The organism is Halomonas sp. NYA30 (assembly GCF_976980765.1).
On record NZ_OZ334477.1, the window covers coordinates 1035090 to 1054999 of the forward strand.

Sequence of the window (19910 nt, forward strand, 5' to 3'; positions counted from 1 at the left end):
AACGTTCTCGCTTTAACGTTCTAGGCGCTGGCAGCGTCGTCGCGCAACACGGTGTCGAGTGCAATCAGCATCATATCGTCGAAGGTGGTTTGACGGTCGGCACTGGAGAGCGAATCGCCTTTCAGGATGTGATCCGACACGGTGCAGATGGTCATGGCGCGGGCGCCGAACTCGGCGGCGACGCCGTAAAGGCCAGCGGCTTCCATCTCGACGCCGACAATGCCGTAGCGCTTGAGCATTTCAGCCATATCGGTTTGCGGGTTGTAGAACAGGTCCGCTGAGAAGATGTTGCCGACTTTGACCGGCACGTTTTTGGCTTTAGCGGCAGCGACGGCGTGCTGGGTCAGTTCAAAATCCGCAATCGCAGCGAAGTCGTGGTCGTTAAAGCGCATGCGATTGACCTTGGAGTCGGTGCTGGCGCCCATGCCGATGACCACATCGCGCACGTTGACGTCGTCGCGTACCGCGCCGCAGGAGCCCACGCGAATCAGCGATTTAACGCCGTAGTCGGTGATCAGCTCTTTGGCGTAGATGGAGACCGACGGAATGCCCATACCATGGCCCATCACGGAAATCTCGCGGCCCTTGTAGGTGCCGGTGTAGCCAAACATATTGCGCACATCGTTGACCTGGCGGACGTTCTCCAGGTAGGTATCGGCGATGTATTTGGCGCGCAGCGGGTCGCCGGGCATCAGGACGGTATCAGCGAAATCGCCCATCTCTGCATTAATATGTGGTGTAGCCATGTAACGCTCCCATATCAATAATTTAACGATCCGAATAAACCCTAGGCGGGGGCGCTGTGAACCCTTCCCTGGGCGCTACTTTCGCCATCCATGGCGAAAGACCCCCGCTACGGGTTGATTCTGATCTTGTGCTAGTGGTTTACCACTTATCATTAAGCGGCTTCAGGTAGAAAGCTTTTGCCATCGGCCATGGCCGGTAGCAGGAAAAAGTCGGCCAGGGTTTGGCCAATATCGGCAAAGGTGCCGCGCTCGCCCAGCGGGCCGGGGGTGAAACCGGGGCCGTGTACCAGAATGGGGATGTACTCGCGGGTGTGCTCAGTTCCGTGCCAGCTCGGGTCGCAGCCGTGGTCAGCCGTCAGAATAAGCAGGTCATCTTCGCTTAGCGCCGCCAGCAGCTTGGGCAGCTTGGCATCGAAATCTTCTAGCGCGGCGGCGTAACCCGGCACGTCCCGGCGGTGGCCATAGACCGAGTCAAAATCGACAAAGTTGGTCATGATCATGGCGCGTTCGCCTTCTTCGCGTTGGCTGGTGCGCGCGATCTCGCTAAGCGTCGCGTCCATCAGCGCGTCGTGACCGCTGGCCTTTACCTTGTGGGTAATGCCGCAGTGGGCGTAGATATCGGCAATTTTGCCAATCGAGACCACTTCGCCACCGGCATCATCGAGCTTTTGCAGCACGGTGGGCGACGGCGGCTCAACGCTGTAGTCGCGACGGTTGCCGGTGCGGGCGAAGGTGTTGCTGTCTTCGCCGATAAACGGACGCGCGATCACGCGGCCAATGTTGTAAGGCTCCAGCAGCTCGCGGACGGTTTCGCACAGCTTATAAAGCCGCTCCAGACCGAAATGCTCTTCGTGAGCGGCGATCTGAAATACCGAGTCCGCCGAGGTGTAAACGATGGGTTTGCCGGTGGCTATGTGCTCTTCACCCAGGCGGGCGATAATCTCGGTGCCGGAGGCGTGGCAGTTGCCAATCACTCCGGTGAGGTCGGCTTCCTGAACGATGGCATCGAGCAGCTCAAGAGGGAAACTGTCAGTTTTATCCAGAAAGTAGCCCCAGTCAAAGCGGACCGGGACACCGGCGATTTCCCAGTGGCCGGAGGGGGTATCTTTGCCGCTGGAAATCTCTTTGGCGTGGGCGTAAGCCCCTTCCAGATTTTCCGGCAGCGTGATGCCTTCGGCAACGCTGCCCGTGGCATCACGGTGGGCGTGAAATAGCCCCAGCTTGGCCATGTTGGGCAGCTTGAGAGGGCCTGAACGGTTGGCGTTATCCGCTTCGCCACGGGCGCAGGCGGCGGCGATATGGCCCAGCGTATCCGCACCCTCGTCACCGAAGGTGGCGGCGTCCGGGGCGGCGCCAATCCCAAATGAATCGAGTACCAGTAAAATCGCACGGCTCATGAGGCTTCTCCACGGAAGGTGTCTTGCAGCAGAGTGTCGGCGCTGGCAGCGCCTTCGCCAATTGTAAACGCCGCGCGCAGCTGCTCGGCGGCACGCTCAGCGGCGGTATCACTACGGGCGTGCACCATGGCGATGGGGCGCTGACTATCCACGCTGTCGCCGATCTCGACGATATCGGTGAAACCAACGCTGTGATCGATGCTGGCGTCGTTACGCAGGCGGCCACCGCCCAGCTCCACCACGCTCATGCCCACGGCGCGGGTATCGATGCGTTGTACGATCCCTGATTGCTCGGCATACACGGGTTTAATGACCTCTGCCTTGGCCAGGTAGTGCTCCGAGCGCTCCATAAAGTCGCTAGGGCCACCCAGTTCACGCACCATCTGGGCAAACACTTCAGCGGCAGCGCCGGAGATCAGCGCGTTCTCAAGCTGAGTCAGTGCGTCTTCACGGGAACCCGCGAGCTTACCGGCGATCAGCATCTCGACTGCCAATTCACGGGTGACTTGCATCACGCGGCTATTGGGGCGGTCGCCGCGCAGTAGTGCCAGCGTCTCGACGATTTCAACGGCGTTACCGGCGCAGGGCGCTAGCGGTTGACTCATATCGGTAAGCAGGGCAGTGGTGGGCGTGCCCGCTTGGGTGGCCACATTGGCGATGCTTTTGGCCAACTCGCGGGATTTCTCTGGGGTGGGCATAAAGGCACCGCTGCCGACTTTAACGTCCATCACCAGCGCATCCAGCCCTGAGGCCAGCTTTTTACCCAGGATAGAGGCGGTAATCAGCGGAATCGATTCCACGGTGGCGGTCACGTCACGCACGCCGTAGATGCGCTTATCGGCAGGCGCCAAGTCACCGGTCTGGCCGATAATCGCCACGCCAGTGGATTTCACCACCTCGCGGAAGCGTGCTGGCGCGGGATAGGGATCGTAGCCGGGGATCGATTCGAGTTTATCCAGGGTGCCGCCGGTGTGACCTAAGCCGCGTCCGGAAATCATGGGTACAAAGGCACCGCAGGCGGCGACCCAAGGGCCGAGTACCAGCGAGACCAAGTCACCCACGCCGCCAGTGGAGTGCTTATCCACGATCGGGCCGGGCAGGTTTAGGTCGCTCCACTGCATCACGTGACCGGAGTCGCGGGTGGCGGTAGTCAGCGCCACGACTTCTTCACGGCTCATGCCGTTAAGAAACACAGCCATGGTGAAAGCGCCAATTTGTGCGTCGCTAATGCGATCATCGGCAATGCCCTGTACAAACGCTTTGATCTCTTCCGCAGGCAGCGGCTGGTTATCTCGCTTAAGGCGAATCAGCTCCTGGGGCAGCAACGCGTGTTGGGTTGTGTTGGCAGACATTAGTAACCTCCTTGGCCTTGGGGTGCCGCGCTGGTGCTGCCGGTCAACGTATCCAGCAGATTGCCCAGCAGGCTGGATGCACCAAAGCGGAAGTGTGCAGGCGTCACCCAGGCTGGGCCCATGATCTCGTTAGCAAGGGCCAAGTATGCCGCTGCGTCTTCGGCGGTTTTAACGCCACCGGCTGCTTTAAAGCCAACGTCTTTGCCACTGGCCTTGATGGCTTTGAGCATGATCTCGGCGGCTTCCAGCGTTGCGTTGACGGGCACTTTACCGGTCGACGTTTTAATGAAATCCGCGCCGCCTTCAATGGCGATTTCGCTGGCGCGTTTGATCAGCGCAGGGTCTTTGAGTTCGCCGGACTCAATGATCACTTTGAGCAGTGCTTGGCCGGCGCAGGCGGCTTTGCACATCTCAACGAGCTCGAGGCCAGTCTCTTCATCGCCCGCCATCAGGGTGCGGTAGGGGAATACGACATCGACTTCATGGGCACCAGAGGCAACCGCATCGCGCGTTTCACGGGCAGCACCCATGATGTCGTCGCCGCCGTCGGGGAAATTGGTGACCGTGGCGATCTTCACTTGGTCGTTAAGGGTATGAGCGGTCAATGCACGCTGGGCCGTGACAATAAACTGGGGAAAGACACACACTGCCGCAGGCGTGCCAAAGGGCGTTTTTACTTGCTGACAAAGTGCTTCAATGGTGCTGTCAGTGTCGCTATCGTTCAGGCTCGTCAGATCCATGAGGGTAAGTGCTTGGCGGGCGGCTTGGACAATATGGGGGGAGGCTGTCGCAGTCATGGAGTTCTCACAAATCAGTAAAAGATAAAAACGGGCACTGCGGATAAAACCGCAGCGCCCGATGCGTTAAGTAGCCGTCATTGCGCTAATCATGCAAGCAGTGGCAAGCGCTATGCAGACGCGCCACTCAGCGCGATGAAGAAGCCAGCAATAGAGGCCGACATCAAGTTGGATAGTGTACCGGCCAAGACGGCTTTAACACCAAAGCGGGCAATCTCTTTACGGCGCGTCGGTGCAATGCTGCCCAAACCACCCAGCAAAATCGCAATGGAGGAGAGGTTAGCAAAGCCACACAGTGCGAAAGAGAGAATCGCCATGGTGTGAGGCGTCATCATCTGACCCGTCGCCGCCACTACCTGTTCCCCATCAATGTAGGGTGCCAAGTTGATGTAGGCGACAAATTCGTTGACGACCAGTTTCTGGCCGATAAACGAGCCTGCCAGGGTGGCTTCTTCCCAGGGTACACCTAACAGGAAGGCAAGCGGGGCGAACAGCCAGCCCAAGATCAGTTCTAAGCTCAGTGAGTCAAAGCCCACCCAGCCGCCAACGCCGCCGAGAATGCCATTGATCAACGCGATCAAACCAATGAACGCGAGCAACATCGCGCCCACGTTAGCGGCCAGCATCAAGCCCGATGTAGCGCCGGAGGCGGCAGCATCCAGCACGTTGGCGGGCTTATCTTCCTGGGCTTCAATTTCTTCTTCTACCTTGGAAACGCTGTCGCTATCGGACACATCCTGGGTTTCCGGCATGATCAGCTTGGCAAACAACAGCCCGCCGGGCGCCGCCATAAAGGAAGCTGCTACCAGGTACTCCATGGGAATACCCAGCGCTGCATAACCCGCCAACACCGAACCCGCCACCGACGCCAAGCCGCCACACATAACGGCAAACAGCTGCGAAGGCGTCATGCGGGCGATAAACGGACGTACCACCAGCGGTGCTTCAGTTTGGCCAACGAAGATATTCGCGGTCGCGGAGAGCGATTCGGTACGTGAAGTGCCCAGGGCTTTTTGCAGAGCGCCACCCAGGATGCGGATTACCCACTGCATAATGCCGATGTAGTACAGCACGGCGATGAGAGAAGAGAAGAAGATAATGACCGGCAGAACCTTGATGGCAAACACAAAGCCGACGTTTTCTACGTCCGCTAAACCACCAAACAGAAAGCCGATACCATCGTTGGCATACACCAAAATTTGGCTAACGCCAGAAGAGATGGCTTGCAGCACCGCCTGACCGAAAGGCACATAAAGTACAAACGCACCAATGCCCGCTTGAATCGCAAAAGCGCCCAGCACAGTGCGTAGCCGAATAGACTTACGGTCGTAAGAGAAAATCAGGGCAATGGCCACCAGGGTGACCATACCCACCAAGCTCATAAGGAGTGTCATAAGGGGATCCTTCGAGTCTGCGCGAACGTGCCGCGCTTATAGTAAGTTGAGCTTGACGGAGTAGATCATCGCATTCTGATAATTATTGGGCGTGCCCAACTTATTGTCAGAGTAGCGGTACTGAATACCGGTGGTGATCAAGTCGCTCGGATGCCACCACAGGCTCAGTGCACCGTTGGTGCCCACACTGCCTGCTGTGCCGTTCACGTAATTTTCATCCAGATACTCGTCATCGCGGCCAAAGGTCTGCTCATGCCAGTTAGTCACGCTGAAGTTCTGGTCGAGCGCAGCGAAATCATAACCCGCGACCCAGCCAGCCATAAAGCCGTTCATGCCGCTGTAGCTGTTACTTTGCACCCGCGCGGCACCAATGAATGGCTTGAACCATAAACCATTATCAAAAGTAGTGCGGTAACCCAGGCCCAAAATTTGATCCTGCTCGCGGCTTTCAAAGCCGTAATCACGGAAGTCGTAAAGGTGAGCGTAAATAGACAGCGGGCTGTCGCCCAGGTAAATGTGCGAGGTTATTTTACCCGCGGTGCGGAAGTTGTCTTTGCCACCACTGGATTCATCGAATTGATCGTTGGTGGGGTTCTCGAAATCAAAGAAACCGTAGAATTCGCCCCAGCTAAAGCCAGCGCCGCCTTCAATTTCGAGAAACATAAAGTCGCTTTTCGCCGCGTTAGGGGCGGTGCGTGCTTCGGTGCCGTTCGACCAATCGAGATAGTTGACCGAGACATTGGCAAACGACCACAGCCGGTCAAGCGGATGGGGCTGAGCGTCATCTGCCAATGCTGGAGTGACGAGGGCGGTACTTGTCAGTAAGGCGCCAGCACTAAGGGTGACAAGCGATGAAGAGCGAGTGTGTTTTCGAGCAGTCATGTAAGCCTCAACGGGGGTTGTCGCGGAGCCATTTGAGTGTGGCTATCCGTGGTTATAGTCGTGCGGGCTGGCGTGAATGTTAAAATTATAACATTTAGTGTTATTTTTCTAACGTTGATTTGCAAGTGTTGTCACATCAACGCTATTTAAATGTCATATAACTACCGTAAGCATCACGAATAGCGTTAATGGTCGTTGTCGCAGTGGAAATTCCGTCGCTGCTCGCTCAGCATAGAAAGAAATAAGAGGCAACATGAAGGCTTATGTTGCGCTAATCACAACAAGAGGGGTTGTTAAGGAGATGCCCACCATGAATGGCCGCAGCGCTCAGCGCCTTGCCAAACTTCAGGAAGCGCTAGCCAGTGGCGGCACTCTTCATCTGCGCGATGCTGCAGAGCTTTGTGATGTATCGGAGATGACCATCCGGCGCGATCTCACCACCCAGCCTACTGCGATGAGCCTGCTGGGCGGGCACTTGGTAATGGCGAATTACCCCGGGGTCACACCGATATATGACTTAACCGAGCAGCAGGCTAGCCACTATCAGGCGAAGTATCGGCTCTGTCAGCGAGTACTCGCCTTTATTGAAGAGGGCGATACACTGTTTATTGACTGTGGCTCGACGCTGATTCCGTTGCTGAGTCAGTTAAGTCATTTCCGTGAACTAACGGTGGTGACCTATGCGCTCAACGTCGCCAATGCCGTTGCCGCCTTGCCTAACGTACGCCTTGTACTACTGGGCGGGCTGTTTTATGCCGCTTCACAATCATTTGGCAGCGACAATATGGCCGCCGCCATCGAGCGATTGGGTATCAACAAAGCGTTGATTTCCGCGGCGGGGGTGGACTTGGAGCGAGGCGTAAGCTGCTTCCACTTTCACGAAGTCGCGCCTAAACAAGCCGCCATTGCCACCGCTATGCAGCGCTTGCTGGTAGTGGATGCCAGCAAGTTTGGCGTGGTGCGACCGGCTTATTTCGCAGCCCTAGACGATTTTGATGTGGTGGTTACTGACGAAGAGGGCGCGCCGCAACTGCTAGAGGGGCATGGCCGCGAGGTGCCAGTGGTAACCGTTGCGTAGAAATGTTTCGCTTCTCTATAGCCGTCAATAGCTTGGGTGCGGCAATGCGCCACTTCTTTCGTGATCTCGATCAATAGAAAATACTTTCGTCTTACCTGCTGTCGCTTTTAAAGCCCTGCTGTCGCTTTTAAAGCATAGGCGAGCAAGACCCGCCGCTATTCCTACGTGGCGGCGCATATTTTTCCCGGAACAGTGACGCTCAACGCACCACGCACAGGTTTGTGAGGATGCTCCCACGAGCATGTTTTGGGAAGAGTATGGGGTAATAGTTAGCCTGCTATTTATCATGACCGCAGGGCTGGCTAGTGTGTTTTAAACCCTAACTTTTAACACCTTGGACGAGATCACACCATGCAACGACGCTCACTATGGCGCAGGCGAGGCACGTTAGTGCTCCTTGCGCTGTGCCTGTTTCTAGCAGGCTGTAGTTCAGCGCTATTAGACCCCAAAGGGCAGGTTGGCGCAGAGCAGCGGACGCTGATTCTGACCGCTTTTGGCCTGATGTTGATTGTAGTTATTCCCGTTATTGTGATGACGCTGCTGTTCGGCTGGCGCTATCGGCGTAGTAATAGCGGGGCTAAGTACCTTCCCGATTGGGCGCACTCCAACGCGATTGAAGCGGTGATCTGGATCGTGCCTTGCGCGATTATCGCGGTGCTGGCGCTGTTGACCTATAAAACGTCCCACAGCCTGGATCCCCACAAACCGCTGGAAAGCGACGTGGAGCCGATCGAAATTCAGGCCGTATCGCTGGACTGGAAATGGCTGTTTATCTATCCCGAGCAGGGCGTGGCCAGCGTTAATGAAGTGGCCTTTCCCGTCGATACCCCCGTGCGCTTCCGTGTTAGCTCAGGTTCGGTAATGAATGCTTTCTTCATTCCCCATCTTGGCAGCCAAATCTACGCCATGGCGGGCATGGATAACGATGTCCATCTGATTGCCGATGAAAAGGGCAGCTATCCAGGTCGCTCTACCAACTACAGTGGCGCGGGCTTCTCGGGCATGACGTTTGAAGCCAAAGTGACGACCCCCGGCGAGTTTGATGACTGGGTTGAAACCGTGCGCGGTGCCTCTGAAACGCTGACCTACCCAGAAGGCTACGAAGCCCTGGCGGAGCCTAGCGAATCGCACCCAGTGGAGTACTTCTCGGCTATTTCACCAGCGCTATACGAAAGCATTTTGAAAAGCTTTCACACCGGCGGTGAACACGAGATGGGCGGCGATCATCAGTTGAGCAGCGACCATGCTGATTCTTCTGATGGCGATAACGCACCTAACACCCATCAAGCGGCCGACTCTGGCCACGACACCAACAACCATGCTAGTCAGGATCATGCCATGCGCAGCCATCCCACTAGCGTTGAAGCAGGGGGTTAAGCCGTGTTTGGAAAACTCAGTTTAGAGTCAATTCCCTACCACGAACCGATCATTATGGTCGTCGCGGCCTTCATGGCCATTGGGGGGATCGCGCTGTTAGGCGCGTTAACGTATTACCGTAAATGGAGCTGGCTGTGGAACGAGTGGTTTACCTCCGTTGACCACAAAAAGCTCGGCATTATGTACTTCATCGTTGCTCTGGTCATGCTACTGCGTGGCTTCTCGGATGCGATTATGATGCGAACCCAGCAGGCGATGGCCGCCGGGGGCGCCGCGGGTTATTTACCGCCCGAACACTACGATCAGATCTTCACCGCCCACGGCGTGATCATGATCTTCTTTGTCGCTATGCCCATGGTCATCGGTTTGATGAACTTGGTGGTGCCGCTGCAAATAGGCGCCCGCGACGTCGCTTTTCCCTTCCTGAATAACCTGAGTTTCTGGCTGTTTGCCGTCGCCGCGATCTTGGTCAATATCTCGCTGGTGGTGGGGGAGTTCGCCAAAACCGGCTGGCTGGCTTACGCGCCCTTATCGGGGATCGAGTTCAGTCCCGGGGTGGGGGTCGATTACTGGATATGGGCATTACAGATATCCGGGATAGGGACGACGCTCACCGGTATCAACTTCTTCGTGACGATTCTGAAGATGCGCACCAAAGGCATGACCATGTTCCGCATGCCGATCTTCACCTGGACATCGCTGTGCGCCAACGTGTTGATCATCGCCTCGTTCCCTATTTTGACCGCCACCATTGCGCTGCTGACGCTGGATCGCTACTTAGGCATGCACTTCTTCACCAATGATTTTGGCGGCAACATGATGATGTACGTCAACCTCATTTGGGCGTGGGGCCATCCGGAAGTTTATATCCTGATTCTGCCCGCCTTCGGCGTGTTCTCGGAAGTCATTTCGACGTTTGCCCGTAAGCGGCTGTTTGGTTACATGACCATGGTATGGGCGACGATTGCGATTACGCTGCTGTCGTTTATCGTCTGGCTGCACCACTTCTTCACCATGGGGGCGGGCGCTAATGTTAATGCCTTCTTCGGCATTATGACGATGATCATTGCCATCCCCACTGGGGTGAAAGTCTTCAACTGGCTGTTCACGATGTTCCGTGGCAGTTTGGAACTGACGTCGCCGGTACTCTGGACCCTGGGCTTTATTATCACCTTTACGCTGGGCGGTATGACCGGTGTGATGCTGGCCGTGCCAGCCGCCAACTTCGTGCTGCATAACAGCCTGTTTGTTATCGCTCACTTCCACAACGTCATTATTGGCGGCGTGGTGTTCGGCATGATGGCGGGCCTGACCTTCTGGTTCCCCAAAGCGTTTGGCTTCACGCTGAGCGAAAAATGGGGCAAGCGTTCATTCTGGTGCTGGTTCATTGGCTTCTATGTCGCCTTTATGCCGCTCTACGTCCTGGCCTTCTTTGGCGCCGTGCGCCGCATGCAGTCCTACGCGAACCCTGAGTGGCAGCCGTGGATGATTCTGGCCTGGGTAGGCGCGGTGATTATCATGATGGGCATCGCCTGCACCGTCATCCAGTTCTGGGTCAGCATCCGCGACCGCAAGCTGAACGCTGATGTGACCGGTGACCCGTGGGATGGCCGTACTTTGGAGTGGTCAACTTCTTCACCCGCGCCGTTCTACAACTTCGCGCGCTTGCCGGAAGTGGGTGACATCGACAGCTTCTGGTCGCAGAAACAGCGTAGCAATGAGCAGCTTGAAGAAGCGCCCTATACCGATATCCATATGCCGCGTAACACTGTTGCCGGGCCAGTGATTAGCCTGTTTGCCCTGGTGCTGGGCTTTGCCCTGGTGTGGCATATCTGGTGGCTGGCAGCGGTCGGTGCCATTGGTGTGATGGGTAGTTTTATTGCCCGAGTATTCAATGATGACGTCGATTATTACGTACCGGCCGCTGAAGTCGAGCGTATCGAACGTGAGCATCAACAGCGCGTGAAAAACTCCGAGTCCTATCAATCGGTTGCTGACGTTGAAAGAGCTGAACGTAAGCATCAGCGCTACGTGGAGGTTTAAACATTATGGCAACGGATACATTACACCACGGCGCATCACTCGAGCCCCATGAGCATCATGATGCCGCGGGCACCAAAGTGTTTGGCTTTTGGGTTTACCTAATGAGCGACTTGGTGATCTTCGGGTCACTGTTCGCTACCTACGCCGTACTGATGAAGGGCACGGCGGGCGGGCCGACGGCGGCGGATATTTTCGAGCTGCCGTTTGTGCTGGTGGAAACCTTCTTACTGTTGGTGAGTAGCTTTACCTTTGGTATGGGCGTACTGGCGATGAATGCCAATCGCATTAATCAGGTGAAGGCATGGCTTGCGGTGACGTTTTTACTCGGCGCTGCCTTTGTGGGCATGGAAATCTATGAATTCCAGCATTTGATTCACCAGGGGTATGGGCCGGATCGCAGTGCGTTTTTGTCATCCTTCTTTACCCTGGTGGGCACCCACGGCCTTCACGTGACCTTCGGGTTGATCTGGATCCTGGTGATGCTGGTGCAGCTCTCTACCAAAGGCTTGAACGATATGACCCGGCCAAGGATTTTGTGCCTGAGCCTGTTCTGGCACTTCCTGGATATTGTCTGGATCTGCGTCTTCTCATTCGTCTATCTGATGGGGGTACTGTGAGATGAGCCATTCTTCCTCTAGCTCAGCGAATGCCCATGGCAGCGTAAAGTCGTATGTGACAGGACTGGTATTGTCGCTGATACTGACCATTATCCCCTTTGCGGTGGTAATGAGTGGCGCGCTAAGCATACTCTCCACTGTTATAGTGGTGGCCGTGACGGCTGTGTTGCAAATATTGGTGCAGCTGGTCATGTTCATGCATATGAATACCAAAGCTGACGAGGGCTGGAATCTAATGTCCTTCGTTTTCACACTGACGATTCTCGTCTTAGTGGTAGGAGGCTCGCTGTGGATCATGCAGCATCTACATCTCAACATGATGATCGGCTGATTTCAGCACCTAGCCGCTGGCGGGATCTGCTTGAGCTGACTAAACCCGGCATTATCGGGGGCAACTTGATTGCGACGTTGGGTGGATATTTTCTTGCCGCCCAGGGGCAGTTTGAGTGGCTAAGCTTTGTCTCTGTCATGGTAGGGATTGCATTTATCATCGCGTCAGGCTGTGCGTGTAACAACGTGATTGACCGCGATATTGATGCATTGATGGCGCGTACGCGCCATCGCCCCCTGGTCAGAGGTAGCATTTCCATCACCCAAGCGCTGGGCGTATCGGCACTACTGGGCGTGACTGGCGTGGTGTGTTTAGCGCTAGGTACCAACGGCTTAACCGTCGCGCTGGCGGTGATTGGCTGGGGTGTGTATGTAGGGCTTTATAGCCTCTACATGAAGCGCCGCTCAGAGTACGGCACCCTGGTGGGCAGCCTCTCAGGCGCCATGCCGCCGGTGGTGGGCTACTGCGCGGTGACGGGGCAATTCGATAGCGGTGCGATCATGCTGCTGGTGATCTTCTGCCTGTGGCAGATGCCGCACTCCTACGCGATTGCGATTTTTCGCTATGCGGATTATCAACGGGCATCGATTCCGGTGCTACCGGTGGTGCGCGGCGTCAAAATGGCGAAACACCATATCCTGGGCTATATCGTGGCGTTTATTCCTGCCTCGCTGGCGCTGGTGTTAGCCAGCCAAGCGGGCATGGGGTATCTCTGCGTGGCGCTGGTGATGGGCGGTTACTGGCTTTACCTGGCACTGCGCGGCTATCGGTTAGACGACGATGTGCGCTGGGCCAAGAAGGTGTTTGGTGTTTCCATACTTACCATCACCGCGATGAGCTTAGTCATGGTGCTGGAAGCAATGGTGCCGATGTGGGTTTAGCCCTCTCATACCGTTAAGCCGTTAATAAAACGCCCCAAGCAGACAACTGCTTGGGGCGTTTTTATTGGGTAGGGAAAGTTTCTGTAACTCAGCGTTCCCGCTGGCTGGCCTGAATAGCCGTCAACGCAATGGTATAAACGATATCGTCGACCAGCGCGCCTCGGGAAAGGTCGTTCACCGGCTTGTTCAACCCTTGCAGCATGGGGCCAACGCTTACTACGCGGGCGCTACGCTGCACCGCTTTGTAGGTGGTATTGCCGGTGTTGAGGTCGGGGAACACAAACACGGTGGCTTTACCTGCCACCGGCGAGTCGGGGGCTTTCTGTTTGCCCACACTCTCGATGGCGGCGGCGTCGTACTGTAGCGGGCCGTCGATGGCCAGGTGCGGCGCGCGCTCTTTAGCAATGCGAGTGGCTTCGCGGACTTTATCCACATCCGCACCGGTGCCGGAGTCACCGGTGGAGTAGCTGATCATGGCCACTCTGGGCTCGATGCCGAAGGCTTCAGCGGAGCGGGCGCTTTGCAGGGCGATTTCCGCCAGGGTTTCAGCGTCCGGGTCGGGATTAACCGCGCAGTCGCCGTAGACCACCACCTGCTCGGGCAGCAGCATAAAGAAGATCGACGAGACTTGGTTATACTCCGGCGCGGTTTTAATCAACTGAAAGGCGGGCCGCACGGTGTTGGCGGTGGTGTGGACGGCGCCGGAAACTAGCCCGTCGACTTCATCCAGCTGCAGCATCATGGTGCCAAGCACTACGTTGTCTTGCAGCTGCGCTTCGGCGGTTAGCTCGTTGAGCTTGCCACGACGACGCTCGACCATCGGGCCGATATAGCGCGCGCGGCTGCTTTCGGGATCGATGATCGTCAGCGCTTTGGGCAGCGTGAGTCCGCGGTTACGCGCTACGTTTTCGATATCGTCACGCTTACCCAGCAGCACGCAGTCGGCAATGCCGCGGCGCTGGCAGATAATGGCCGCTTCTACGGTACGTGGCTCATCACCCTCTGGTAGCACCACGCGCTTTTTAGCCAATTGAGCGAGTTTAACCAACTGATGGCGAAACGCTGAAGGCGAAAGGCGGCGGGTATAACCGCTGCTCAGGTGGGCTTTCAACCACTCAAGATCTATATGGGCGGCGACGTAACGAGCCACCTGTTCGGCGCGCTCGAAATCGTCCATAGGGATTTCGGTGCTTAACTGGCTGAGGTTCTGTGCCGTGGTCAGGCTGTCGGTCTCTACCGCCAATACCGGTAGGCCCGTTTTGAGCGCGGGGCGGCACATTTCAATCATGCTGTCGTTAGGCATAAAGCCGTTGGTCAGCAGTACGCCCGCTAGCTGAATACCGTTCATGGTCGCTAGCGCTGAGGCCAGTACCACATCGTCGCGGTCACCTGAGGCGACTACCAAGCTGCCAGGAGTGAAAATATGCAGGGCGTTGGCAGCACTGCGTGCGCAGAGGCTGGTGGAGAGCACCCGGCGGCTGGCTGCCTCGCCTTCGTTCAGCAGCTTGGCGTTAAGCGCTCGGGCCACATCCAGGGTGCGCAAGGCGCTAAGGGTTTTGCTGTAAGGCACCACGCCAATCAGATGGAATTTATCGGTTGCCAGGGCAGGGGAGTACTGGCGTAGCTCAGTGAGTACCGACTCTTCCAGCTGCGGTTTGAAGGTGCCCGGCGCGGCAGAAAGATCGTCTTCCTGAGCGTAAGGCAGGTTCTTCATGCGCATCAAAATGCCGCCCAGGGTGCGGCTGGAGCTAACCCCGCCAAAGCTGCGTGCGTGCATATCAAGCTGTTCGGCCAGTGCCTGGGGCTCGTTTAAGTCACCAGATCCGACAAGAATAATCCGCGCATTCAGCGCGTCGGCGAGTTGGGCATTGGTTTGAGTCGCATAGGTGGTGTGCTGTGTGGGTACTACGCCCTCTACCACGACTAAGTCTAGGGTGCTGCCATCGCGGTGGGCCTGCTGAACGACTTGCTCATAGAGTTCGACGGCGTTCTCCATTAGCTCATCGGTTTGGTCGTCGCGCAGCAAACGCTCCAGGCGTGCCTGGGAAATCGGCGACGGCGGGCGCTGGTTAAGTGCCCGGGAAACCAACGCGGTTGAGCGATCCAAACCTGGGCCGTTCAGCTCGTTCTGCATAAACGGCTTTAAAAAACCGGCTTTGAGGCCGATGGTATCCAGCGCTTGAATCAACCCCAGGCAGGCCGAAGTAAGCCCGACGCCCTGGCTGGTGGGCACTAGTAGAATAGCTTGTGGCTGTTCGGGGGGAAGCGTCATGCATTTGACTCCAAGCAGTGACGAGTTTCCATGGCAATACGCCCCTCTTCATCGGTAGGAATCACCCACACCTGGGGGCCTTGGTGACCAGCGCTATCCAACTTGCCCTCTTTGCCACGGATAGTCGCTTCGTTCGCGTCGTTATCCAAGGCAAAGCCAAAGTGGGGCATAAGCGACAGCACACGGCGACGCACAATAGGCGAGTTCTCACCGATGCCACCGGTGAAAATAATCCCATCAAGCTGGGGCAGTGCGCAGGAGAGCGCCGCCAGCGATTTAGCAATCCGGTAGCAGAATACTTCCACCGCCAACTGCGCAGCGGTGTGCCCCTGTTCAGCAGCCTCTTCAACTTCGCGCATATCGTTGGTCAAGCCTGACAGTCCCAGTAGGCCGCTCTCTTTATTGAGCACGTTGTCAATTTTGTCTAACGACCAGCCCAGTTGGCGGTGCAGATGGGCGTGCAGGCCGGGGTCAACGTCGCCACTGCGGGTGCCCATCACCAAGCCTTCCAGTGGCGTCAGGCCCATGCTGGTATCCTGGCTTTGATTGTTCCAAACCGCGCTGGTGGAGCAGCCATTGCCAAGGTGGGCGGTCAGCCAGCCGCCTGCATCGCGGCCGCTCAACTCGCCTGCGCGCTGGCTAACGTAAGCGTGGCTGGTGCCATGAAAGCCATAGCGGCGAATGCCATGCTCAGCATAGAGGCTTTCAGGTAGGGCGTAACGGTACGCTCGCGGCGGCATGGTTTGGTGGAAAGCGGTATCAAACACTGCCACCTGGGGCAACTCAGGAAAAACATTTCGGGTCGCCGCAATACCCGCTAAATTCGCTGGGTTGTGCAGTGGGGCAAGCGCTGCGGTGGTTTGGATAGCCGCGATAACATTGTCGTCAATAAGGGCGGCTTGGGTGAAGTGCTCACCACCATGCACGATGCGATGGCCCACCGCCGCTGGCAGGCGACCCTCCATGCGCTCAAGTATGGCATTCAGTGCTTGGGTATGGTCAGCGCCTGGAAGTGGCTGATTAAAACGTTCCCCTGCGCTGTTTTTGCCTTTTAAACGCGCCTCCTCGCTACCTAGGCGCTCTGCTATGCCCTCAAGTCGCGGTGCCTGAGGATCAGCATCAATCAGCGCGTATTTGATAGAAGAAGAGCCGCAGTTAATGACCAGCACCGGTGCGTTCATAAAAACCTTTCCACTAGGAGGTTAGTGAGCAAATGGGTAGACTTTAGTTTAACATGCTGCGCTGCGGAAAAGCAGCGCCAGTATTTCGTTAGCCTTCTATGCAAAAGCTTGGCATGCTGGATTCTTTACCTATCTACTTACACCCACTCTAGACCTTCTAACGAGCCATACCGTTCCTATGTCAGCATCCCCATTGCCCAAACTATTGCCGCGTCATTTAGCGATTTTGCTAATGATGACCGTCGCCACTATGTTCGCCGCTAACCACGTGTCGGCGCGCTTAGCGTTTGATAATGGCACGGGGCTGCTGCTAGCCGTTTTAACCCGTTCAGGAGTGGCTTGCCTAATCCTGCTAGCGCTGGTCATCGTGCAGCGAAAGCGCCTATGGCTGCCCGCTGGCTCATGGCCGTGGCAGCTCTCGGTGGGGCTGCTGATTGCGGTTCAAAGCGTCAGTTTATACTCGGCAGTGGCAAGGCTGCCGGTGGTGATTGCGCTACTGCTGGTGAATACCTTCCCGATTCAATTGGCCCTGCTCAGTTGGGCGCTGGGTGGTCCGCGCCCAACGCTGCGTAGCTGCCTGATTATGGGCACGATTTTAATCGGCTTACTGGTGGTGCTGGATATTCCCTCATGGATTGCCAGCGCCGATGGAATGGGGCCGGGTTGGATAGCAGGCATTGGGTTTGGGCTATTGGCGGCCTTCGTATTTGCCTGCGCGCTGTGGGTTACCGAGCACCGCCTCGCCGGGGTCGGCAGCACCCTGCGCAGCCTGTTGACCATGCAGACGGTGTTTATCGTCATGCTCATTGGCGGCATCGCCGGTGTGGTGCCAGGGGGTATGAGCCTGCCGGATAACAGTACCGGCTGGCTAGGGCTGACGCTGCTTGGTCTGCTGTATGGCTCGGCGTTTTCGACGCTGTTTATTTTTGTGCCGCGACTCGATATGGCACGCAACGCACCGGTGATGAATATCGAGCCGGTTGCCTCCCTGGTGCTGGGTTACTTCGTGTTGGGGCAAATGCTTAGCCCCGGTCAGTTGGTAGGTGGGGCAGTCGTGGTTGGCGGCATTGTCGTGCTGAGTTTATCCAAGGGGCGGTAAATATCACCGTGAGATTTATTCGATATAAAGCCCTGTAGCTAAAAATTGGCTATGGGGTTTTTATTTTCATCATTACAACATCTATATTGTTAGCGCGCTAATTAATTGTTAGACTAAAGTCCCCTATGCGATTCCCTACACGATACGTGCCCGTTGAGAGGCGCTGGCCAGGTAGTTGCCTGGTGGCTAACAAGTGAGCTCTGCATGACCCCTGATCAAACATTTGCCCGCTGGGTGAAGGTAGCCCTTGCTGCCTTTGTAATGCTTTTTATCTATTTTCTGGTAGCCGATAGCTTTATGCCCATGACGCCGGAGGCGAGGGTGATGCGGCCGGTAACGCGTATAGCGCCCGAACTCAGCGGCCCAGTGAGTGAGGTGCTGGTGAGTGATCATCAACATGTGGCCAAAGGTGACGTGCTGTTTCAGATAGACCCGGCGCCGTTTCGCTTAGCCGTTGAGCAGGCGGAGCTTAACCGCGAACAGGCCGGGCGAGAGAATGCCCAGCTGGAAGCAGAGCTAACCTCTGCACAAGCGGAGCTGGCGTCTGCTGAGGCGACGGCTGCCGAGCGGCGGGGTGAACTGCAGCGTGCTGAAACTCTTGTGGCGCAGCAGAGCGTATCGCGCCAACAGTACGAACAGCAGGTGGCCGCTGAGCGCACCGCTCAGGCTAGCGTAGCAGCAGCCAGGGCTAAAATCGTCAGCCTGGAAGTGCAGTTGGGCGATGCTGGTGAGACAAACCTGCGTTTGCGTCAAGCAGATAATGCGCTCTCGCAGGCACAGTTGGATCTTGCCCATACCCAGGTGCGCGCCGCGCAAGCCGGGCGGGTTGCCAATCTGCAGCTAGGTGTAGGTGACTTCGTTCAGGCGGGGCAGCCAGCGGTAGCGGTAGTGGCGGATGGGATAGATATCATTGCTGATTTTCGTGAAAAAAGCCTGCGCCATGTGGCTCCCAGCGATGCCGCGCAAGTGGTGTTTGATGCCTGGCCGGGTCAGGTATTTGATGCGCAAGTGCTTGCCATGGAGGCCGGTGTTCTCGAAGGGCAGTTGGCCGCCAATGGTCAGCTCGCCGATATTTCCACCACCGACCGCTGGGTACGCGATGCCCAGCGTATGCGCGTACACCTAGCGCTTACCCAGCCAATCGTGAATTTATTACCCAGCGGTGCACGCGCCACGGTGCAGCTTCAGCCCGGTGATACTGCCTTGGCGAAGCCATTTGTGTGGTTACAGGCGCATCTGATCAGTTGGCTGCACTATGTTTATTAAAATCAGTTCTAGGTCTATAAAAAATAGGCTTCCCAGATTGCGGTCTTCGAGCGTAGCGACAACTAAGCGCAAGCCCGAACTCTCAAAGAATGGCCTGCGTCAGTGCTTTAGAGTCGCCGGGGGTGGCTTGCTAGGATTTGTGGTCAGCCAATTGATGGGGTGGAACTACGGGGTGTTTTTTACCGTTTTTCCGATGTTTTTACTGGGTATGGTGCCGATTCTTAACGGCCATATCATTCGCCAGTTTTTAGCTAATATATCGATCAACGTGCTCGAAGTTAGTCTGGTGGTGGGCTTGCTCAAGCATATGCCGGTAGTGATGACTTTGGCCGTAATGGGCATTTTTCTATTTCGCTTTAACCTGATGGCGAAGGGGCCACTGTTTCTATTTGGCGCCAATGGCGTACTGACGCTCAGTATTTTGCTGCACTTTGCCAGCTACACCAATGTGGACTTGAGCGATTTACTCGCCTGTAATCTCGTCGCCAGTGGTCTGGCGGTATTTATTGCCATGCTGATGCATACGCTGTTTCCCGACGTGGAAGCACGCAAGCCGCCGCCACGGGTTACCAAAACATCCTCGCAAATTCGCCATGAAACCTTAATGGGTGGGTTAACTGCCACGCTCTCATTTGTGGTGTTTCAGGTATTCGATTTGCAGGGCTCACTGTCTGCGCAAATGGCCACCATTCTGGTGCTGTTTACGCTGGGCTACTCTGGAGCGAAAGTATCAGCCGCCAAGCGAGCGGTAGGAACGTTGTTAGGGTGTAACTTGGCGCTACTCATGCAGCTACTTCTTTATACCCAAAGTCACCATTTTTTGCTGGTGGTGTTGCTCTACTGGCTGGGGCTCATGCTCTTCGCTCGGGAGCATATTCATGAAGGCGGTGGCTCGGGAATCGGCTTTGGCGGGATGACCACCCTGGGGATTCTGTTTGGCCAGTCGCTGGGCCCGCAGCAGGACCTGGTGTATAGCGCCCTCTATCGCTTCTCTTCGATGAGCATTGCTCTGGTCCTTACACTGCTGACCTTAGCTTGCTTGCATTTTGCGTTTAACCGCTGGACGCCTACGCGTTTACCCGCGAGCAACTTGCCATAAATTAATTAGCGCAACTTTTTTAATAAAGGCTACTCTGATGAATGTGTCGACGTGTGATTAGCCGTGTTACTCGCACCTTTCACACACGGCGTTTTCCC

The 19910-nt window shown here is 56.3% G+C and carries 17 protein-coding genes; 9 read left to right on the forward strand and 8 right to left on the reverse strand.

The genetic code is table 11. The annotated features are described in order from the left end of the window. Positions 1-20 precede the first annotated feature (20 nt). From deoD to ACWI0H_RS04780, 6 genes are all read right to left on the reverse strand, one after another. Positions 21-746, reverse strand: coding sequence for a purine-nucleoside phosphorylase (gene deoD, locus ACWI0H_RS04755; RefSeq protein ID WP_101145895.1), 726 nt, complete (start codon positions 744-746; stop codon positions 21-23). A gap of 152 nt (positions 747-898) precedes the next feature. Then, positions 899-2143 carry a phosphopentomutase gene (locus tag ACWI0H_RS04760; protein WP_485875141.1) on the reverse strand — a complete coding sequence of 415 codons (1245 nt, stop codon included), beginning with the start codon at positions 2141-2143 and terminating at the stop codon, positions 899-901. Then, positions 2140-3495: a thymidine phosphorylase gene (gene deoA, locus ACWI0H_RS04765; RefSeq protein WP_101145897.1), complete on the reverse strand. Its 1356-nt coding sequence runs from the start codon at positions 3493-3495 to the stop codon at positions 2140-2142. The genes ACWI0H_RS04760 and deoA overlap by 4 nt, the downstream gene beginning before the upstream one ends. After that, positions 3495-4292, reverse strand: coding sequence for a deoxyribose-phosphate aldolase (gene deoC / locus ACWI0H_RS04770; protein WP_101145898.1), 798 nt, complete (start codon positions 4290-4292; stop codon positions 3495-3497). The genes deoA and deoC overlap by 1 nt, the downstream gene beginning before the upstream one ends. Positions 4293-4402: 110 nt before the next feature. Then, positions 4403-5686: a NupC/NupG family nucleoside CNT transporter gene (locus tag ACWI0H_RS04775; RefSeq protein WP_101145899.1), complete on the reverse strand. Its 1284-nt coding sequence runs from the start codon at positions 5684-5686 to the stop codon at positions 4403-4405. Positions 5687-5722: 36 nt separating this feature from the next. Further along, positions 5723-6568, reverse strand: coding sequence for an outer membrane protein OmpK (locus ACWI0H_RS04780; RefSeq protein ID WP_101145900.1), 846 nt, complete (start codon positions 6566-6568; stop codon positions 5723-5725). A 310-nt stretch (positions 6569-6878) separates the two neighbouring features. On the opposite strand from ACWI0H_RS04780, the gene ACWI0H_RS04785 reads away from it, so the two are divergent. The 6 genes from ACWI0H_RS04785 (at position 6879) to cyoE (ending at position 12895) form a co-directional block, all read left to right on the forward strand. After that, positions 6879-7646 carry a DeoR/GlpR family DNA-binding transcription regulator gene (locus ACWI0H_RS04785; protein WP_101145901.1) on the forward strand — a complete coding sequence of 256 codons (768 nt, stop codon included), beginning with the start codon at positions 6879-6881 and terminating at the stop codon, positions 7644-7646. 351 nt (positions 7647-7997) lie between these two features. Continuing rightward, complete coding sequence (gene cyoA / locus ACWI0H_RS04790; RefSeq protein WP_101145902.1) at positions 7998-9023, forward strand: ubiquinol oxidase subunit II; 1026 nt, start codon at positions 7998-8000, stop codon at positions 9021-9023. A 3-nt stretch (positions 9024-9026) separates the two neighbouring features. Continuing rightward, positions 9027-11066, forward strand: a complete 2040-nt coding sequence (gene cyoB / locus ACWI0H_RS04795) for a cytochrome o ubiquinol oxidase subunit I (protein WP_101145903.1) — start codon at positions 9027-9029, stop codon at positions 11064-11066. Between the two features lie 5 nt (positions 11067-11071). Beyond that, the gene (cyoC, locus tag ACWI0H_RS04800) at positions 11072-11683 is read left to right on the forward strand and encodes a cytochrome o ubiquinol oxidase subunit III (RefSeq protein ID WP_101145904.1); all 612 of its coding nucleotides are present in this window, start codon (positions 11072-11074) and stop codon (positions 11681-11683) included. Position 11684: 1 nt separating this feature from the next. Beyond that, on the forward strand, positions 11685-12014 hold the full coding sequence (cyoD, locus tag ACWI0H_RS04805; protein ID WP_101145905.1) for a cytochrome o ubiquinol oxidase subunit IV: 330 nt from the start codon (positions 11685-11687) through the stop codon (positions 12012-12014). After that, positions 11972-12895, forward strand: coding sequence for a heme o synthase (cyoE, locus tag ACWI0H_RS04810; RefSeq protein WP_101145906.1), 924 nt, complete (start codon positions 11972-11974; stop codon positions 12893-12895). Before cyoD ends, cyoE begins: the two co-directional genes overlap by 43 nt. A gap of 88 nt (positions 12896-12983) precedes the next feature. Here the strand turns inward: cyoE and pta are convergent, their stop codons facing one another. Continuing rightward, positions 12984-15167: a phosphate acetyltransferase gene (gene pta, locus ACWI0H_RS04815; RefSeq protein ID WP_101145907.1), complete on the reverse strand. Its 2184-nt coding sequence runs from the start codon at positions 15165-15167 to the stop codon at positions 12984-12986. Then, positions 15164-16348: an acetate/propionate family kinase gene (locus ACWI0H_RS04820; protein WP_101145908.1), complete on the reverse strand. Its 1185-nt coding sequence runs from the start codon at positions 16346-16348 to the stop codon at positions 15164-15166. Before ACWI0H_RS04820 ends, pta begins: the two co-directional genes overlap by 4 nt. Positions 16349-16526: 178 nt before the next feature. Here ACWI0H_RS04820 and ACWI0H_RS04825 point away from each other — a divergent pair, with 178 nt between their 5' ends. The 3 genes from ACWI0H_RS04825 to ACWI0H_RS04835 all read left to right on the forward strand — a co-directional run bounded on the left by ACWI0H_RS04825 (position 16527) and on the right by ACWI0H_RS04835 (position 19812). Beyond that, positions 16527-17447 carry an EamA family transporter gene (locus ACWI0H_RS04825; protein WP_101145909.1) on the forward strand — a complete coding sequence of 307 codons (921 nt, stop codon included), beginning with the start codon at positions 16527-16529 and terminating at the stop codon, positions 17445-17447. Between the two features lie 204 nt (positions 17448-17651). Beyond that, positions 17652-18713: an HlyD family secretion protein gene (locus tag ACWI0H_RS04830; protein ID WP_101145910.1), complete on the forward strand. Its 1062-nt coding sequence runs from the start codon at positions 17652-17654 to the stop codon at positions 18711-18713. Continuing rightward, a complete protein-coding gene (locus ACWI0H_RS04835) occupies positions 18703-19812 on the forward strand; it encodes a DUF2955 domain-containing protein (protein WP_232774705.1) in 1110 nt (369 codons plus the stop codon). The genes ACWI0H_RS04830 and ACWI0H_RS04835 overlap by 11 nt, the downstream gene beginning before the upstream one ends. Positions 19813-19910: the final 98 nt, after the last annotated feature.

Excerpts from the sequence above, each read along its gene's own strand:
- deoD (WP_101145895.1), bottom strand. The coding sequence starts at position 746 with ATGGCTACACCACATATTAATGCAGAGATGGGCGATTTCGCTGATACC.
- ACWI0H_RS04760 (WP_485875141.1), bottom strand. The coding sequence starts at position 2,143 with ATGAGCCGTGCGATTTTACTGGTACTCGATTCATTTGGGATTGGCGCC.
- deoA (WP_101145897.1), bottom strand. The coding sequence starts at position 3,495 with ATGTCTGCCAACACAACCCAACACGCGTTGCTGCCCCAGGAGCTGATT.
- deoC (WP_101145898.1), bottom strand. The coding sequence starts at position 4,292 with ATGACTGCGACAGCCTCCCCCCATATTGTCCAAGCCGCCCGCCAAGCA.
- ACWI0H_RS04775 (WP_101145899.1), bottom strand. The coding sequence starts at position 5,686 with ATGACACTCCTTATGAGCTTGGTGGGTATGGTCACCCTGGTGGCCATT.
- ACWI0H_RS04780 (WP_101145900.1), bottom strand. The coding sequence starts at position 6,568 with ATGACTGCTCGAAAACACACTCGCTCTTCATCGCTTGTCACCCTTAGT.
- ACWI0H_RS04785 (WP_101145901.1), top strand. The coding sequence starts at position 6,879 with ATGAATGGCCGCAGCGCTCAGCGCCTTGCCAAACTTCAGGAAGCGCTA.
- cyoA (WP_101145902.1), top strand. The coding sequence starts at position 7,998 with ATGCAACGACGCTCACTATGGCGCAGGCGAGGCACGTTAGTGCTCCTT.
- cyoC (WP_101145904.1), top strand. The coding sequence starts at position 11,072 with ATGGCAACGGATACATTACACCACGGCGCATCACTCGAGCCCCATGAG.
- cyoD (WP_101145905.1), top strand. The coding sequence starts at position 11,685 with ATGAGCCATTCTTCCTCTAGCTCAGCGAATGCCCATGGCAGCGTAAAG.
- pta (WP_101145907.1), bottom strand. The coding sequence starts at position 15,167 with ATGACGCTTCCCCCCGAACAGCCACAAGCTATTCTACTAGTGCCCACC.
- ACWI0H_RS04820 (WP_101145908.1), bottom strand. The coding sequence starts at position 16,348 with ATGAACGCACCGGTGCTGGTCATTAACTGCGGCTCTTCTTCTATCAAA.
- ACWI0H_RS04825 (WP_101145909.1), top strand. The coding sequence starts at position 16,527 with ATGTCAGCATCCCCATTGCCCAAACTATTGCCGCGTCATTTAGCGATT.
- ACWI0H_RS04830 (WP_101145910.1), top strand. The coding sequence starts at position 17,652 with ATGACCCCTGATCAAACATTTGCCCGCTGGGTGAAGGTAGCCCTTGCT.
- ACWI0H_RS04835 (WP_232774705.1), top strand. The coding sequence starts at position 18,703 with ATGTTTATTAAAATCAGTTCTAGGTCTATAAAAAATAGGCTTCCCAGA.